General features: G+C 73.6%; 15 protein-coding genes. 5 read left to right on the top strand and 10 right to left on the bottom strand.

Annotated features, from left to right (window positions below; translation table 11 throughout):
* Positions 1-40: 40 nt before the first annotated feature.
* The gene (locus tag MJ876_RS00655) at positions 41-493 is read left to right on the top strand and encodes a hypothetical protein (RefSeq protein WP_240234117.1); all 453 of its coding nucleotides are present in this window, start codon (positions 41-43) and stop codon (positions 491-493) included.
* A 46-nt stretch (positions 494-539) separates the two neighbouring features.
* On the opposite strand, the gene MJ876_RS00650 is transcribed toward MJ876_RS00655, so the two are convergent.
* The 10 genes from MJ876_RS00650 to MJ876_RS00605 form a co-directional block, all read right to left on the bottom strand.
* Positions 540-2,852 (bottom strand): PQQ-dependent sugar dehydrogenase, encoded by a 2,313-nt coding sequence (locus tag MJ876_RS00650; RefSeq protein WP_240234116.1) that lies wholly within the window; start codon positions 2,850-2,852, stop codon positions 540-542.
* 67 nt (positions 2,853-2,919) lie between these two features.
* Entirely contained in the window at positions 2,920-3,621 is a 702-nt protein-coding gene (locus MJ876_RS00645) for a hypothetical protein (protein WP_240234115.1), read from the bottom strand.
* A gap of 42 nt (positions 3,622-3,663) precedes the next feature.
* A complete protein-coding gene (locus MJ876_RS00640) occupies positions 3,664-4,596 on the bottom strand; it encodes a sugar phosphate isomerase/epimerase (protein WP_240234114.1) in 933 nt (310 codons plus the stop codon).
* Positions 4,593-5,756 (bottom strand): dihydrodipicolinate synthase family protein, encoded by a 1,164-nt coding sequence (locus MJ876_RS00635; protein WP_240234113.1) that lies wholly within the window; start codon positions 5,754-5,756, stop codon positions 4,593-4,595. The genes MJ876_RS00640 and MJ876_RS00635 overlap by 4 nt, the downstream gene beginning before the upstream one ends.
* The gene (locus tag MJ876_RS00630) at positions 5,753-6,928 is read right to left on the bottom strand and encodes a Gfo/Idh/MocA family protein (protein ID WP_240234112.1); all 1,176 of its coding nucleotides are present in this window, start codon (positions 6,926-6,928) and stop codon (positions 5,753-5,755) included. Before MJ876_RS00630 ends, MJ876_RS00635 begins: the two co-directional genes overlap by 4 nt.
* Positions 6,925-7,746 (bottom strand): ABC transporter ATP-binding protein, encoded by an 822-nt coding sequence (locus tag MJ876_RS00625; RefSeq protein WP_240234111.1) that lies wholly within the window; start codon positions 7,744-7,746, stop codon positions 6,925-6,927. Before MJ876_RS00625 ends, MJ876_RS00630 begins: the two co-directional genes overlap by 4 nt.
* Complete coding sequence (locus MJ876_RS00620; protein ID WP_240234110.1) at positions 7,736-8,512, bottom strand: ABC transporter ATP-binding protein; 777 nt, start codon at positions 8,510-8,512, stop codon at positions 7,736-7,738. Before MJ876_RS00620 ends, MJ876_RS00625 begins: the two co-directional genes overlap by 11 nt.
* Complete coding sequence (locus MJ876_RS00615; RefSeq protein ID WP_240234109.1) at positions 8,509-9,696, bottom strand: branched-chain amino acid ABC transporter permease; 1,188 nt, start codon at positions 9,694-9,696, stop codon at positions 8,509-8,511. The genes MJ876_RS00620 and MJ876_RS00615 overlap by 4 nt, the downstream gene beginning before the upstream one ends.
* Positions 9,680-10,564 (bottom strand): branched-chain amino acid ABC transporter permease, encoded by an 885-nt coding sequence (locus MJ876_RS00610; protein WP_240234108.1) that lies wholly within the window; start codon positions 10,562-10,564, stop codon positions 9,680-9,682. Before MJ876_RS00610 ends, MJ876_RS00615 begins: the two co-directional genes overlap by 17 nt.
* Before the next feature lie 7 nt (positions 10,565-10,571).
* Positions 10,572-11,813 (bottom strand): amino acid ABC transporter substrate-binding protein, encoded by a 1,242-nt coding sequence (locus tag MJ876_RS00605; RefSeq protein ID WP_240234107.1) that lies wholly within the window; start codon positions 11,811-11,813, stop codon positions 10,572-10,574.
* 142 nt (positions 11,814-11,955) lie between these two features.
* Between MJ876_RS00605 and MJ876_RS00600 the strand changes: the two genes are divergently transcribed.
* The 4 genes from MJ876_RS00600 (at position 11,956) to MJ876_RS00585 (ending at position 15,643) form a co-directional block, all read left to right on the top strand.
* Complete coding sequence (locus tag MJ876_RS00600) at positions 11,956-13,014, top strand: LacI family DNA-binding transcriptional regulator (RefSeq protein ID WP_240234106.1); 1,059 nt, start codon at positions 11,956-11,958, stop codon at positions 13,012-13,014.
* Between the two features lie 42 nt (positions 13,015-13,056).
* A complete protein-coding gene (locus tag MJ876_RS00595) occupies positions 13,057-14,169 on the top strand; it encodes a glycerate kinase (RefSeq protein WP_240234105.1) in 1,113 nt (370 codons plus the stop codon).
* Positions 14,170-14,301: 132 nt separating this feature from the next.
* On the top strand, positions 14,302-14,730 hold the full coding sequence (locus MJ876_RS00590; RefSeq protein WP_240234104.1) for a hypothetical protein: 429 nt from the start codon (positions 14,302-14,304) through the stop codon (positions 14,728-14,730).
* Positions 14,731-14,740: 10 nt separating this feature from the next.
* Positions 14,741-15,643 (top strand): alpha/beta fold hydrolase, encoded by a 903-nt coding sequence (locus tag MJ876_RS00585; protein ID WP_240234103.1) that lies wholly within the window; start codon positions 14,741-14,743, stop codon positions 15,641-15,643.
* Positions 15,644-15,646 lie beyond the last annotated feature (3 nt).

Genomic DNA, 15,646 nt, shown 5'->3' with positions numbered 1-15,646 from the left:
CCCCTGTCGGGCGAGCCCAGCGCTTCCTAGCGTCAGCGGCATGACCACGACACCGCTGTCCCGTCCCCGATCCACCGGCCCCGTGCGCCTGCCGAGCGGCTGGGTGCCGCTCGACCCGGCCGCGCCGCCCGACGACCTCGCCCGTGGGGTCCCGGTTCCCGACGGCGTGCTCTGCGCCGCCGCTGCGCCTCGCGTCGCGACCTCCGGCACCCGGCCGGCCCTGCTGCTGGCCCGCGGCCGGGCCGGTGTCGCGGTGGACCCCGCCCTGCTCGACGAGGACGACGACTTCGTCGACGACCAGGGCCGGACGGTGCGCTACCGACGCTGGCAGGCCGCCGCGGACCTGAGGACGGTCTGCGAGTCGTGGACCTGGACCGACGACGACGATGTCGTCACGCAGCTCCTCGCCGCCGTCGACATCGCGGACTACTCCACCTTCACCGACCTGTTCGAGGCCGTCGCCGAGTCCGTCGACCCGGACGCCGCCGGGTAGGGCGGCGTCCGGGCCCGGGTGCTCGCGCCGGGTGCTCGGCTCCGCCTCAGCGGGTCCAGCGGCGGTACTGCTGGCGGACCTGGGCGGGCGTGGCCGCGACGTCCAGGAACGCCAGATCGTCCATCCGGCAGTCGCAGGGGTTGCGCTCACGGCTGTCGTCGGGGAACGAGCCGCCGATCTTGATGCCGCGCGGCAGGGTGTCGCTGGTGCCGGTGCCGTCGACCTGCCAGGGGTCGCCCGGCGTGGTGTAGCGCCCGGCCAGGCGCTCGCCGTCCCTGTAGAGCGCCATCCGACCCGTGGTGAAGTCGAACGTCGCCGCCAGGTGCACCCACTGCCCGCGCGGCAGAAGCTCCTGCCACGGGGCGTTCGCCGCGAAGGTCTGCGACGCTCCCCCGTCGAGCCGGCGGCCGAGGGCGACGAGCGACAGCTCGCCGTCCACGTCGATCAGCTCGAGCAGGGCGCGGACCCCGTGCCCGTCGGAGTCGCCGGACAGGATCCCGGCGAGCCCGACCGCGTTGTAGCGGTCCGCCGGGTCGGGGGTGGTGGTGTCGAGGGCGGGGAGGTCACCGGTGACCTTGAACCAGCCCATGACGGTCGTGCCCCGGGCACCGGCGAACGGGGCGAGCGAACCGACGCCCTCGGCGTCCCAGACGCCGGCCTTCCAGTCGTCGTTGCCGTCCCTGGTCGGGTCGACCTGGCGGGTGCGGATCGCGTTGCGGCTGCCCGGGTGGGCGCCGTCCGCGACCCGTGAGCCCCAGCCGCCGTTGACGAGGTCGAGGAGGGTCCTCGAGCTGCCCTGGTCCTCCTCCTTGCCGCCGTTCACGCCGAGCGGGTGCTCGAAGTCCCAGTGCGCGACGACGTCGCGGGCCAGGGCCGGGGTGAAGTCGTCCTTCCACGGCTCGCGCACCACGTCGACGACCTTCCAGACGACGCCGTTCGCCTTCGACAGCAGGTAGAGCTCGCCGTCGGTGTCGGTGCCGAACCGCAGGTCGACCCGGAAGTCGTCGACGAGGTCGGTCATGCGGACCCGCTCGCCGTCGGTCGTGTACAGCGGCATCTCGCTGATGGGCGCCTCGCCACGACGCTCCTGGCGCAGCTGGCCGGCCTTCGCCGCCATCACCCGGCCGTCGACGATGTCGCCGAAGACGTAGGTGCCGCGCAGCTCGGGGATGGCGCCGCGGTAGACCTGGCCGCCGCTGATGCCCTGGCCGATGTCGGCGGAGCAGTCGTAGCCGGCCGGCCGCTCGTGGTCGTACGACGTCACCGGCAGCACGTAGCCGGCGGCGCGGTCCTCGGCGGAGGGCTCGACGAGGAAGCACTCGTTGTCCGGGTCGTAGGCCCAGCGGCCCTCGAGGTCGCTCCACCCGAAGTTGTCCCCGGCGCGGACCTCGTAGACGGACTCGACGACCTTCTGACCGATGTGCCCGAGGTACATGCGGTGCTGCCCGCCCGGGTCCCAGCTGAAGCGGTGCGGGTCGCGCATGCCGGAGGCGTAGACCTCCCCGAGCGCGCCCTCGGTGCCGACGTGGGGGTTGTCGTCGGGGATGCCGTAGGTGCCGGTCGGGCCGTCGTCCCCGGCGGGGTCGATGCGCCAGATCTTCCCGTACGGCGAGTCCAGGTCGCGGGGGAAGTCGTCGCGCAGGGCCGCTCCCCCGTCGCCGACGGCGACGTACAGCAGCCCGAAGTCGTCGTCGCCCGGCTCGGCGGTGGGGTTGAAGTCGATCTGCTGGACCGCGTGGATCTGCGAGGAGAACCCGAGCCGCAGGACCTCGCGGCGGGTGCCGCGGAAGCGGTTCGCGCCGGGGTCGGACGCCGTCCACTCGGTGACGACGCTCTGGAGGAACTGGTTGGGCTGCGCCGGGTAGGTCGTCTCCTTGCGGGTCCAGTCGGCGTACTGCTCGGTGTGGACGGTGTAGAACCGTCCGTTCGTCGCGAAGCGCGGGTGGAAGGCGGCGAAGCCGAAGCCCGACCCCATCCCGCGGCCCGAGAAGAAGTCGCCGAACTCGTCCTTCAGGTCGAGGTAGCGGGTCCGCGTGCCGTCCTCGCCGAGCAGGTAGAGCGGCCCGTTGAGGTCGGGGACGTAGCGGCGGCCGTCGGGCAGCTGGCCGATGTAGTTGATCCGCGCGTGGCGCATCAGCCGGTAGTCGGTCGGGGCGGGTGTCGGCTCGGTCCTCGGGAACCGCGCGTAGCGCTCGAGGACGAGGCCGAGGTTCCCGCGCCCCACGTCGGCGGGGACGGGGTCGGCGACGGGGTCGCCCGGCGCGCGCGTGGCGACCGGGCCGGTCCCGACGGCGGGGGCCATCAGCCCCGCGGCCAGGACGGGCGCCGCGACGAGCGCGACGGCGTGGCGGATCTTCATGGCAGGTGCCTTCCGAGAGGGGGTGCAGCGGCGACGAGCAGCGGGGGCGGAGGGGAAGCCTGGGTGGTCAGCGGCGGGTGCCGAACGCGACCACGTTCCTCACGCGGCCGTAGTTGTCGAAGGAGCCGAATCCGATGCGGCCGCCGTCGAACGTGGAGTCGGTGCCGGTCATCAGCGGGCGGCGCAGGTCGTCGACGTACACGGCGACGCGGTCGGTCGCCGGGTCGAAGGTGAGCCGGACGTCGTGCCAGTCGGTGTCGTCGATGGCGGGCGGCGCGCCGACGGTGCCGTTCCACTGGTCGTCGACGCGGAGGCGGTCGGCGTCGTCCACGACGAAGATCCCGTTGTGCGGGTAGATCGTGTTGTCCTGCGACAGGTGCGCGTAGGAGAACCGTGTCGGTGAGGAGTAGTTGAAGACGAGGACGACGTCGCGGTCGTTGCGCGTCACCGGCTCGTCGACACGTACGCGCGCCCGGTAGTCGAGCCTCCCGAGCTCGGGCCCGGACGTGACGACGGCGTACTCGAACGGCCGGCGGGGACCGGTCGGCGCCTCGCCGCGCTCGGTCATGGTCGCGGCGTTGAACCCGAGGTCCCACTTCGCGTCGGTCACCGGGTCCCAGTGACGCGGCAGGACCGGGACGACGAGCGCGGGTCGGCCGGAGGCCGTGCCCGGCCGGTCCGGCGCGGCGGTGGCGGGGCCGGGCGTGGCGGCCAGGAGACCGGCGGCGACGAGCACCGCCAGCCCTGTCCGTAGGGAGGTTCTCTTCATGCGTGCCGGTCCTTTCCCGAGAGTGGCACAGCAGGGCGGGTCCTACAGGTGGGGCTCGACGAGCTCGACGTAGCGGCGGGCGAGCGTGGCCACGACGTCGGCGCCGGGGGCGGCCCAGACGTCGGCGTTGAAGATCTCGACCTCGACGTCGCCCGTGTAGCCCGCGGCGGCGACCGCGCGGGTGAAGGCGGCGAAGTCGATGTGGCCGTCGCCGACCATCCCGCGGGTGAGCAGGGCGTCGGGCGGCAGCGGGGTGATCCAGTCGCCGACCTGGTAGACCGCGACGCGGTCGCCGCAGCCGGCGACCCGCTCGAGGACCCCGGGCTCCCACCAGAGGTGGAACGTGTCGACCACGACGCCGACGGCGTCGGCGGGGTGGTCGGCGGCCATGTCGAGGGCCTGGGCGAGGGTCGAGACGACCCCGCGGTCGGCGGCGAAGATCGGGTGCATCGGCTCGATGCCGAGGCGGACGCCGCGGCTGCGGGCCTCGTCGGCGAGGGCGGCGACCGCCTCCGCCGCCCGGCCCCGGGCGGCGGCCAGGTCGCGGTCGCCGGCGGGCAGCCCGCCGGGGACGAGCACGAGCACGGGCGCGCCGAGCGCGGCGGTCTCGTCGAGGGCGCGCAGGTTCTCGTCGTGGGCGGCGCGACGCTCGGCGGCGTCGGTGCCGGTGAAGAACCCGCCGCGGCAGACCGAGGAGACCCGCAGACCGGCGTCCGCGACCATCGCGACGGCGACGTCGAGGCCGACCTCGGCGACGGGTTCGCGCCAGGTACCGATGGCCGGCAGCCCGGCGGCGACGCAGCCGTCGACGGCGGAGCGCAGGTCCCACCCGGCGGTGGTCCGCTGGTTCAGCGACAGCCGCGCCAGGCGTGGATCCCCCGGCCCGGGGGTCGGGGCCCGGGCCGGGAGGCCGGAGGGGACGTCGAGCGTCCCGACGCGCCTCGCGCCGACGTCCTCACGGGTGGTCGTCGTCATGGCGTCATCCCCACGGTCTCCAGGTAGGAGGTGACCCGGCGCGCGGCGAGCTCCGGGTCGCGCAGCACGCCGGCGTCGTCGGCGAGCTCGACGAGGCGCGCGAGGTGCAGGGCGCTGCGGGCGGACTGCAGGCCGCCGACCATCGTGAAGCCGCGCTGGTGGCCGTTGAGCCAGGCCAGGAACGCGATGCCGACCTTGTAGTGGAACGTCGGGGCCTCGAACACGTGCCTCGACAGCGGCAGCGTCGGGTCCATCGCCGCGTCGTACGCCGCGAGGTCGCCCTCGTCGAGCGCCGTCAGCGCCGCCGAGGCGGCCGGGGCCACGAGGGCGAGGGCGCCGAGCAGGGCGTCGGAGTGGTGGGTCCCGTCGCCGCGGATGAGCTCCGGGTAGTGGAAGTCGTCGCCGGTGTAGAGCCGGACGCCGGCGGGCAGCGCTGCGCGGAGGCCACGCTCGTGCTCGGCGGAGAGCAGGGAGACCTTGACCCCGTCGACCATGTCGGCGTGCTCGGTGACGAGCTGCAGGAAGGTGGCGGTCGCGGCGTCGACGTCGTGGTCGCCCCAGTAGCCGGCGAGCTGCGGGTCGAACGCCTCCCCCAGCCAGTGCAGGACGACGGGCCGCTCGACCTGCTTCACCATCCGGGCGTAGACCTCGAGGTAGTCCTCGGGTCCGCGGGCGACGGCCGCCAGGTGACGGGAGGCCATGAGGATGACCTGCGAGCCGGCCCCCTCGATCACCTCGACCTGCTCGCTCCACGCGTCGACCACGTCGTCGAGGGTCACCAGGGAGCCGGGGGCGCGGTGGTCGGTGCCGGCGCCGGAGGCGATGCGGGCGCCGTGCTCGGCGGCCTGCGCCGCGCTGCGGCGGACGAGCTCCTGGACGGCGGGCCAGTCGAGGCCCATGTTGCGCTGGGCGGTGTCCATGGCTTCGGCGACGCCGAAGCCGTGGCGGAACAGCTCGCGGCGGAAGCCGAGGGTGGCGTCCCAGTCGATGGCCGCGGGGGCGCCGGGCACGTTCTCGCCGCGCGGGTCGGCGGCGACGTGGGCCGCGGCGAAGGCCACCCGCGTGCGGTGCGGCCCCGGGTGGTCCGGCCACGTGGTGGGCGCTGCGAGCCGACGCGTGCGGAAGCCCCCGCCGGCGTCGGGCAGGACGACGCTGGTCATCGCAGCGCGCCCTCGCGGGCCGTGGCTCGGGTGCGGGTCTCGAGCGCCACCCGGCGTCCCTCCGCGGACGACGTGAGGCCGGCCTCGACGAGCTCGAGGCCGCGGACCGCCGAGGCGAAGTCGTAGGGGTGCGGCGTCCCGGTGACGACGTCGCGCAGGTAGTGCTCCCACTGGGCGCGGAAGCCGTTGGAGAACTCCGCGTTGTCGGGCACCTCGTCCCACTGGGCGCGGAAGTCCTCGGTGGTCGGCAGGTCCGGGTTCCACACCGGCTTCGGCGTGGTCACCCGCGGCTGCACCCGGCAGCCGAACAGCCCGGCGACGGCGGAGCCGTGGGTGCCGTCGACCTGGAACTCGACGAGCTCCTTGCGGTCCACGCGCACCGCCCAGGACGAGTTCATCTGGACGATGACGTCGCCGATCTCGAAGATCGCGTACGCCGCGTCGTCCGCGGTGGCGGCGTACGGCCGGCCCTGCTCGTCCCAGCGCCGGTCGATGTGGGTCACCGCCTTGGCGATGACGGAGTCGACGCGGCCGAAGAGGTGCTCGAAGACGTAGTTCCAGTGGCAGAACATGTCGAGGACCATCCCGCCGCCGTCGGCGGCCCGGTAGTTCCAGCTGGGCCGCTGGGCGGGGATCAGGTCGCCCTCGAAGACCCAGTAGCCGAACTCGCCGCGGACCGAGAGGACCTTGCCGAAGAAGCCGGAGTCGACGAGCCGCTTCAGCTTGAGCAGCCCGGGCAGGTAGATCTTGTCGTGGACGACGCCGTTGACGGTGCCGGCGGCGTGGCCCGCCTCGACGATCTCGAGGCCCTCCTCGACGGTCTCGGCGAGCGGCTTCTCGGTGTAGACGTGTCGCCCGGCGGCCAGCGCCTTGAGGATCGCCTTCTTGCGCTCCGAGGTGACCTGGGCGTCGAAGTAGACGTCGATCGTGTCGTCGGCGAGGACGGCGTCCAGGTCGGTCGACCACTCGGCGATGTCGTGCCTCGCGGCGAGGTCGGCGAGCTTCTCGGCGTTGCGGCCGACGACGACGGGCTCGACCTGGAGGCGGTCGCCGTCCGGCAGCTCGAGGCCGCCGGCGTCGCGGATGGCCAGGATCGAGCGGACCAGGTGCTGGCGGTAGCCCATGCGCCCGGTCACGCCGTTCATGGCGATGCGGAGGGTCCTGGTGCTCATGAGGCGGTGACTTCCTTGTGCTCGTTCGGGGCGTGGGCTTCGGTGTGGGGGCGGCCGCCGAGGTAGAGCTCGGCGAGCTGCGGGTCGGCCAGCAGCTCGGGGGCGGGCCCGGAGATGTGGACGCGACCGAGGTCGAGGACGCAGCCCGTGTCGGCGGTCTCGAGGGCCCGGCGGGCGTTCTGCTCGACGAGCAGGACGGCGATGCCGGCGTCGCGCATGCGCACGACCTGCTCGAAGACCTTGCCGGTGGTCTTGGGGTCGAGGCCCATGGACGGCTCGTCGAGCAGCACGACCTTCGGGCTGACCATGAGGGAGCGGGCGAACTCGACCTGCTTCTGCTGGCCGCCGGAGAGGGCGCCGGCGAGGTCGGACCACCGGTCGGCGACGACGGGGAACAGCGTCTTCACGAAGTCGGTGCGCTCGGCGACGAGGGCCTTGTCCCTCACGGTGTAGGCGCCGAGCCCGACGTTCTCCGCCACGGTCATCTCCTTGAAGACCGAGTGGCCCTGCAGGACGTGGGAGAGCCCGGCGCGGATCATGTCCTGCGGCCCGTGGCGGGTGACGTCGGTGCCGTCGACGGTGATGGAGCCGGAGCGGGGCGTCAGCATCCCGCTGGCGACCTTGAGGACCGTCGACTTGCCGGCGCCGTTGGGGCCGACGAGGCAGACGATCTCGGACGGGTGGACGGTCACGGTGAGCCCGCGAAGCACGAGGGCCGCGCGGCCGTAGCCGGCCTCGATGTCCGTCAGCTCGAGCAGCGGGCGGGTGCCGGCGCCCGCGGCCGGGCGGGCGGGGCGGGACGGGGTGTCAGACGCCAAGGTAGGCCTCCAGGACTCGGGGGTCGCCCTGGACCTCGTCCGGGGTGCCGGCGGCGATCGGCCGGCCCCGGTCGAAGACGACCACGTGGTCGGAGAGGCTCATGACCATCTCCATGTTGTGCTCGACGATGACGAAGGTGCGGCCCTCGGCGTTGAGCTCGCGCACGAGGGTGCCGATCCGGCCGATCAGCGCCGGGTTCACGCCGCCGGCGGGCTCGTCGAGCATGATCGTCTCGGGCTCGACCATGAGGACGCCGGCGAGCTCGAGCAGCTTCTGCTGGCCGTAGGAGATGTCGCGCGCCTCGGCGTGCTCGAGGTGGTCGATGCCCACGCGGCGCAGCAGCTCGCGGGCCCGGTCGATGTCGGCGGCGTGGCGCGAGCCGCGCAGCCGGTGGGCCAGGCCCTCCGGCTTCACGCCGACGAGCATGTTCTCGAGCACCGTCATGCGCGGGAAGATCCGGCACAGCTGGAAGCTGCGGCCGATCCCGGCGGCGGCGATGCGGTTCGGGGACTTCCGGGTGATGGGGCGGCCCCGGTAGGTGACCTCGCCGGAGTCGGGCCGGATCATCCCGGTGACGCAGTTGAAGAACGTCGTCTTGCCGGAGCCGTTCGGGCCGATGAGGGCGTTGATCTTGCCGTGCTGGAACGTCACGGTCGCGTCGTCCACGGCCCTGACGCCGCCGAAGGACTTGCTGAGGCCGACGGTGGCGAGGCCGGGCTCGACGTCCACGTCTCGTGTCTGCGTCTCGTGACGGGTGGCGGTCATCGGGCGCTCCCTCCCACGTGCTCGCGCTCGGTGGTGGTGTCGTCGTCCTCGGCCTGCGAGGTCGCGGGCTCGGTGCGGCTCGCCCGCTCCTGCGCCTCGCGGTCGCGGCGACGGTTGTCCTCGAGCAGGTCGGCGGCCGACATCTCGCGGATGGAGCCGGCCTGGGGGCCGAGGCGCTTCACCCCGGCGGCGACGGCCGGGATGATCCCGTCCGGCATGAACAGCACGACCAGCGCGAGCATCAGGCCGAGCGCGACGAGGTGGAACTGGGTGTCGCCGAAGTTCACCTTGAAGAACTCCAGGGCGTAGCCGACGATCACCGCGCCCAGCACCGGCCCGAAGAGGCTCCGGATGCCGCCGAGCAGGCTCATCAGCACCATGTAGGAGCCGACGAGGATGGAGAACTGGAAGACCGGGTCGAGGTTGCCGAACCAGAGGGCGTAGAGCCCGCCGGCCATCGCGGTGAAGAACGCGGAGACCACGAACACCACCAGCTTGTAGGCGAAGGTCGGGACGCCGAGCGACTGCGCCTTGTCCTCGTCCTCGCGGATCGCCTTCAGACCCATCCCGAAGCGCGACCGGTCGATGAGCCACCACACGAGCAGCGCGACGGCGATCAGCGCGACGAACAGGTAGAAGAAGCGCTGGTGCTGCTCGGGGCGCAGCACCTCGGGGCCGAACGGCCGCGGCACCCGCAGGCCGTTGGACCCGTTGGTCAGGCCCGCCCAGCTCTGCGAGACGAGCAGCAGGATGAGCACCACCGCGATCGAGACGATGACGAACGAGGCGCCGCGGACCCGCAGCGAGGCGATGCCGATCGGCACCGCGACGACGGCCACCAGCACCGCACCGAGGACCAGCGAGACCCAGGGGTTCCACTCGAGGCGGGTGATCAGCAGGGCGGTGGCGTACCCGCCCATCCCGCTGTACGCCGCGTGGCCGAGCGAGATGTAGCCGGTGAAGCCGCCGACGAAGTTCCAGCCGACGGCGAAGGCCGCGTAGCTGGCGATGATGACGCCGACCGACAGGATGAACGGGTTGGCGGCGGTGGCCGGGAAGCTCAGCACGAGCACGGCCACCACGAGCAGCGCGGCGACCTTCACCACGCGCACGACCCGGTCGAAGCGGGTCTGCCTCGCGGCGAGCGCCGCGCGGTCGGGCCGGGTGTCAGAAACGCTGGGCAAGACGACCTCCGAAGAAACCCTGGGGGCGGACCATCAAGGTGGCGAACAGCGCGACGTAGAAGACCGTCTGCGCCCAGGTGGTCCCGAGCGGGATCTGCAGCAGGGCCTGGGAGACGCCGAGCAGCATCGCGGCGATCGCGGCGCCCGGGATGGATCCGAGGCCGCCGATGACGATGATCGCCATCAGCGGGCCGATCCAGTGCCAGTGCAGCGAGGGGTAGATCGTCGAGTCGAGCGAGAGCGCCGTCCCACCGATCGCGGCGGTCGCGAGGCCGAGCCCGAAGCCGAAGCCGGCGATGCGGTCGGTGTCGATGCCGAGCAGCCGGGCGGCCTCGGGGTGCTGGATGGTCGCCCGCAGCGCCTGGCCGAACGACGTCAGCTTGAGCACCGCCCACAGGGCGACGAGGGCGACGACCGCGAGGCCGAAGGCGACGAGCTTGACCACCGCGACCTGGGCCCCGAGGACCTCGAAGCTCGCCGAGGCGTACGAGAGCTGGATGCGGCGCTGGGTGCCGGTGAAGAAGTAGCCCAGCGCCCCCTCGATCGTCAGTGCGATCGCGAAGGTCAGCAGGACCGACATCATCGTCAGCGTCGCCGGGCGGAGCCGTGACAGCAGGCCGCGCTGCATGACGTAGCCGACGACGAAGAACGACGGCACGGTCACGACCAGCGAGAGCAGCGGGTCCAGCCCGAGCGAGGTGTTCATCCACCAGGCGATGTAGGCGGCCAGGATGAGGAACGCCGAGTGGGCGATCATGACCACCCGCATGACCCCGAAGTAGAGGGTCAGGCCGGCGGCGAGCAGGGCGTAGAGCCCGCCGAGGAGGATGCCCAGGATCACGCCCTGGAGCAGCAGGGAGGCGCTCACGGTCGCCTCACCAGGCCGGCTTCGGCATGACGAAGTCGGCCTCGGCGGACTGCTCGGGCAGGACGATGCGGATCTCGCCGTCGACGTACTGCTGGATGAGGTGCGCGCTCTCGGGGCGACCCTCGGCGTCCCAGGTCAGCGGTCCGACGACGGTGTCGACCTCGTTCTCGCGCAGCCAGTCGATCAGCTGGCCCTGGCACTCCGGGTCGGGGTCGGCGCAGCCGACGGCCTCGACCGCGGCGGCGGTGACCTGGCCGGTGGTCCAGGCGTTGGCCTGGTCCTCGCCGGGGGCCTCGCCGGTGGCCTCGGTGTAGTAGTCGACGAACTCCTCGTTCGAGGGGTACGGCGCCTCGGGGGTGTAGCCGGTCGGGGCGATGATCCCCTCGGTCGCCCCGCCGATGGCCTCGGCGAACTCCGGGTTGGTCGGCGCGGTCGAGAAGGCGGCGAGGTCCGGCTGGTAGTCGAGCTGCTGCAGCGCGACGATCATGTTGACCGCGTCCTGGTACTGCGTGCCGCCCACGACCATGTCGGCGTCCGAGTCGGCGATCTGCGCGGCGATCGAGCTGAAGTCGGTCGTGTTGGGCGGGTAGACCTCGTCGACGACGATCTCGACGCCGGCCTCCTCGAGCTTGTCCCGCAGGCCGTAGGCCGTGCCCTGCGCGAAGGGGTCGTCCATCGCGGCGAACGCGGCCGTCCGGGGACGCTCGTCCTCGGGCATCGCCAGGATGTGCTCGGCCAGCAGGTTGTAGTGGTCGTCCGCCACGGCCGGGGCGGCGTAGAAGAGGTTGTCGAAGCCCTGGGTGAAGACCTCCTCCGCCGCGCCCGCGGGCTCGACGAAGAGGAAGCCGTAGTCCTGCGCGACCTGCGCGGCCGGGACCACCAGGCGGGTCGAGAACGGCCCGAAGACCAGGTCGACCTGCTCGGAGTTGATGAGCTGCTCGTAGTCGGACGCGACCCGGTCGGCGTTCGACTGGTCGTCGAGGATCTCGAGGCGCACCTGCTTGCCCAGCAGCCCGCCGTTGTCGTTGGTCCAGTCGGCCCAGGCCTCGTAGCCCGCCTGGACGCCCTTGCCGGGCTCGCTGTAGTCGCCGGTCAGCGGCAGGGAGATGCCGATGACGATCTCGTCGTCGCCGCCCTCGCCGCCCGAGGCGCCGGCGCCGAGCCCGCAGGCGCTGGTGACGGCGGCCAGGGCCAGGCAGGTGCCCAGCACGCCGGCGGTGCGGCGGATGCGGGTCGATGCAGTGCTCACGTCGTGCTCCGTTCTGAGGAAACGCTTTACGTAAGCGATTACGTAAGCGGTTTCGTGTAACGTAGGACACACGTGGTCGGTGTGGCAAGCACCACAGGGGCACGAATGTGGTGGAACCATCCGACGAGTCCGAGGAGGCACGATGCGCAGCACCGGCGGCTCGCCGCGCCTCGCGGACGTGGCGGAGGCGGCGGGCGTCTCGATCGCCACCGCCTCGCGGGCGATGGCCGGGACCAACGGCGTCAGCGCCGCGGTCGCCGACCGCGTGCGGGAGACCGCGCAACGCCTCGGGTACGTCGCGAACATCCACGCCCGCTCCCTCGCGGGCGGGTCGTCGACCACCGTCGGGCTCGTGGTCCACGAGATCGGGGACCCGTACTTCTCCGAGATCGCGAGCGGCGTCCTCGACCTCGCGCGGCAGCGCGGGCTGACGGTGCAGATCTGCCACACCGGGCGTGACCCCGAGGTCGAGCTCACCCAGATCCGGACCCTCGTCGCCCACCGCGTCAGCGCGATCGTGGTCGCGGGCTCCGGCTTCGTCGACCCCGCCCTCGAGCGGACGGCCCGGGGCGAGCTCGAGCAGTTCACCGCCGCCGGGGGGCGGGTGACCGTGATCGGGCGCCACCACCTGCGTGCGGACGCCGTCCTGCCGGACAACCTGGAGGGGGCGCGCGAGGTCACCCGCCACGTCCTGGGCCTCGGCCACTCGGCGCTGGCCGTCGCCGCCGGCTCGCGGACCCTCACCACGGTCGCCGACCGCCTCGCCGGCGTCCACGCCGCCCTCGCGGAGGCGGGACTGGACCCGGCCGCGGTCCCGGTGGTCGAGGCGCCGTTCACGCGGGACGGCGGGCGGCAGTGCGCGACCCGCATCCTCGCCGAGCACCCGGCGACGACCGCGATCCTGGCGCTGAACGACGACATGGCGATCGGGTGCCTGACCCAGCTGCGGCGCGACGGCGTCGCCGTCCCCGACCGCGTGTCGGTCACCGGTTTCGACGACGTGGCCGTCGCCGGTGACCTGGCCCCCGGCCTCACCACGGTGCGGCTGCCCATGGCCGAGATGGGGCGACGAGCGCTCGAGCTGGCCCTGCGCGAACCGGGCAAGCGGCCGCGGCGTGCGACGGTGGGGGCCGACCTCGTCGTGCGGGACTCGACCGGTCCGGTCGGCGCGTTCGTCGTCGACGCCGCGTCGGGCGCCTGAGACGGACCGGCGAGCGGCGACGAGGGACGGGAGACTGACGGCGTGCGGATCGTGCTGGCGTGCGACAAGTTCAAGGGGTCGCTGACGGCCGCCGAGGTGTGTGCCGCGCTCGAGCGGGGGTTGGTCGCCGAGCGACCGGACGCCGTCGTCGAGCGCGTGCCCGTCGCGGACGGCGGCGACGGCACGCTCGTCGCCGCGCTCGAGGCGGGCTACGAGCGGGTGCCCGTGACCGTCACGGGCCCGACCGGCGAGCCGGTCGACACGGCGTACGCACGCTCGGGCGACCTCGCCGTCGTCGAGATGGCCGACGCCTCGGGGCTGTCGCGGCTGCCCGGCGGGCTGGAGCCCCTCACCGCCTCCCCCGTCGGCACCGGCGAGCTCATGGCGGCCGCGGTCGACGCCGGCTGCACCACGATCGTGCTCGGCGTGGGTGGGTCGAGCTCGACGGACGGCGGCGCCGGCCTGGTCGTCGGCCTCGGCGGACGGGTGCTCGACGCGGACGGCGCCCCGGTGCCCCTCGGCGGCGCCGGGCTGGAGCAGGCGGCGTCCCTCGACCTCACGGCGGTGCGCGCCCGCCTCGACGGCGTCACCGTCACGGTGGCCAGCGACGTCGACAACCCGCTGCTCGGCCCGCGCGGCGCGGCCGCGGTCTACGGCCCGCAGAAGGGCGCCACCCCGGACGACGTCCGCCGGCTCGACGCGGCGCTCGCCGGGTGGGCCGACCTGGTCGCGGCCGAGACCGGGCGCGACCTGCGCGACGCCCCCGGCGCCGGCGCCGCCGGCGGGACCGGTTTCGCCGCCATCGCGGTGCTCGGCGCCGACCTGCGCCCCGGCATCGAGACGATGCTCGAGCTCGCCGGCTTCGAGGAGCGGGTCGCGGGTGCGGACCTCGTCGTCACCGGCGAGGGGTCCCTCGACGCCCAGTCGCTGCACGGCAAGGCCCCCGTCGGCGTCGCCTCCGCGGCGGCGCGGCACGGCGTCGGCGTGGTCGCGGTCTGCGGCGTCTCCTCGCTGTCGGACGCCGACCTCGCCACCGCGGGCATCCGTCGGGCGTGGGCCCTGTCGTCCCTCGAGCCGGACCCCGCCCGCTCGATGGCCGACGCCTCCGTCCTGCTCGAGCGCCTCGGCGCGGAGGTGGCCCGCAGCCTGCCGTAGGCCGGGTGCAACCGATCGGGTGCGCGTGGCGTCCTAGATGTCGTGGGGGACACGGGGGACGCAGCGGACCCAGCGGACGCGGGGACCGGTGCCGCGACGACGGACACCTGGCGGCGACGGACGGCGACCGCGGTGGCGCTGCTGTTCCCGGTCGCGGCCGGGGCGGTGACGGTGGCGGCGTCCGCCACCTTCGAGCCTCCACGGGGGCCGGACGGCCCACCCCGGTCCGCCTGGCAGACGGTCGAGTTCGGCGGAGTGACCGTCGACGTCCCCGCCCGTTGGGGTGCCGCGGACCTCGACGGCTGCACCGAGCCGCTCGCGGCCTGGACCGTCCGGGTCCGCACCCGGTGCGGCCAGGGGCCCGGGGTGTCGTTCGTCCCGTCCGCCACCTTCGATCCACCGCACGGCCCGGGTGTCCGTCAGCCCCCCGACGGGCCCGGGCCGGAGCGGTGGTCCGGCTACGTCCGCGTGGGCGACGTCGCGGTCGACGTCGTGGCCGGCAGCCGGGGCGTGGCGCGACGCGTGCTGTCCTCGGTGGAGGACGAGCCGTCGTTCCGGTAGGGATGTCCCCGTGAGCGACATCGGGGTCGTCCGGGGCGGCCAGGTCGAGATCGCCTACACGCGCCACGGGGACCCCGGCGGGTGGCCGGTCGTGCTGCTGCACGGCTTCCCCTACGACCCGCGCTGCTACGACGAGGTCGCCCCCCGTCTCGCCGAGTCGGGCGCGGACGTCGTGGTCCCCTACCTCCGGGGTTACGGACCCACCCGGTACGTCTCCGCCGACGTCCTGCGCTCGGGCGCGCAGGCGGCGTTCGCGCACGACCTGCACGACCTGGTGACGATGCTCGGTCTCGAGCGCCCGATCGCCTGCGGCTTCGACTGGGGCGGCCGCGCCGCGTGCGTCGCCGCGCTGCTGTGGCCGGACCTGCTCGGCGGGCTCGTCACCGTCGGCGGCTACAACGTCCACGACGTGGCGCGGATGGCGGTGACCCCCGCGCACCCGGCGGTCGAGAGCCGGCTCTGGTACCAGTGGTACCTCCACTCCGAGCACGGTCGCCGCGGCCTCGAGCGCTACCGCCGCGAGATCGCCCGCCAGCTGTGGGAGGAGTGGTCGCCGACGTGGTCACCCTCCGACGACGTCTTCGAGGCCACGGCCGTCTCGTTCGACAACCCCGACTTCGTCGACACCGTCGTGCACTCCTACCGCCACCGATACGCCCTGGTGCCCGGCCACCGGGACCACGAGGACTCCGAGCGACGTCTCGCGGCTCAGCCGACGGTCGACGTCCCGACCGTCGTCGTCGACTCCGCGGCCGACCCGATCGCGCCGCCGTCCAGCACGGAGGCGCACCGCGAGCGGTTCACCCGGCTCGTGGAGCACCGCGTGGTGGACGTCGGGCACAACCCGCCGCAGGAGGACCCCGCCGGGTTCGTCGACGCGGTGCTCGCGCTGCGGCGGGCCATCGCCGGTTGAGGT

Origin of the sequence: Nocardioides sp. CFH 31398 (genome assembly GCF_022436705.1) — a bacterium.
Classification (GTDB): domain Bacteria; phylum Actinomycetota; class Actinomycetes; order Propionibacteriales; family Nocardioidaceae; genus Nocardioides.
Note: the sequence above shows the minus strand (reverse complement) of the source record. Positions and strands in the feature narration are given on the sequence as shown.

Bases quoted from the DNA above. Each gene is read 5' to 3' on its own strand.
- MJ876_RS00655 (WP_240234117.1), top strand. From the start codon at position 41: ATGACCACGACACCGCTGTCCCGTCCCCGATCCACCGGCCCCGTGCGC.
- MJ876_RS00650 (WP_240234116.1), bottom strand. From the start codon at position 2,852: ATGAAGATCCGCCACGCCGTCGCGCTCGTCGCGGCGCCCGTCCTGGCC.
- MJ876_RS00645 (WP_240234115.1), bottom strand. From the start codon at position 3,621: ATGAAGAGAACCTCCCTACGGACAGGGCTGGCGGTGCTCGTCGCCGCC.
- MJ876_RS00640 (WP_240234114.1), bottom strand. From the start codon at position 4,596: ATGACGACGACCACCCGTGAGGACGTCGGCGCGAGGCGCGTCGGGACG.
- MJ876_RS00635 (WP_240234113.1), bottom strand. From the start codon at position 5,756: ATGACCAGCGTCGTCCTGCCCGACGCCGGCGGGGGCTTCCGCACGCGT.
- MJ876_RS00630 (WP_240234112.1), bottom strand. From the start codon at position 6,928: ATGAGCACCAGGACCCTCCGCATCGCCATGAACGGCGTGACCGGGCGC.
- MJ876_RS00620 (WP_240234110.1), bottom strand. From the start codon at position 8,512: ATGACCGCCACCCGTCACGAGACGCAGACACGAGACGTGGACGTCGAG.
- MJ876_RS00600 (WP_240234106.1), top strand. From the start codon at position 11,956: ATGCGCAGCACCGGCGGCTCGCCGCGCCTCGCGGACGTGGCGGAGGCG.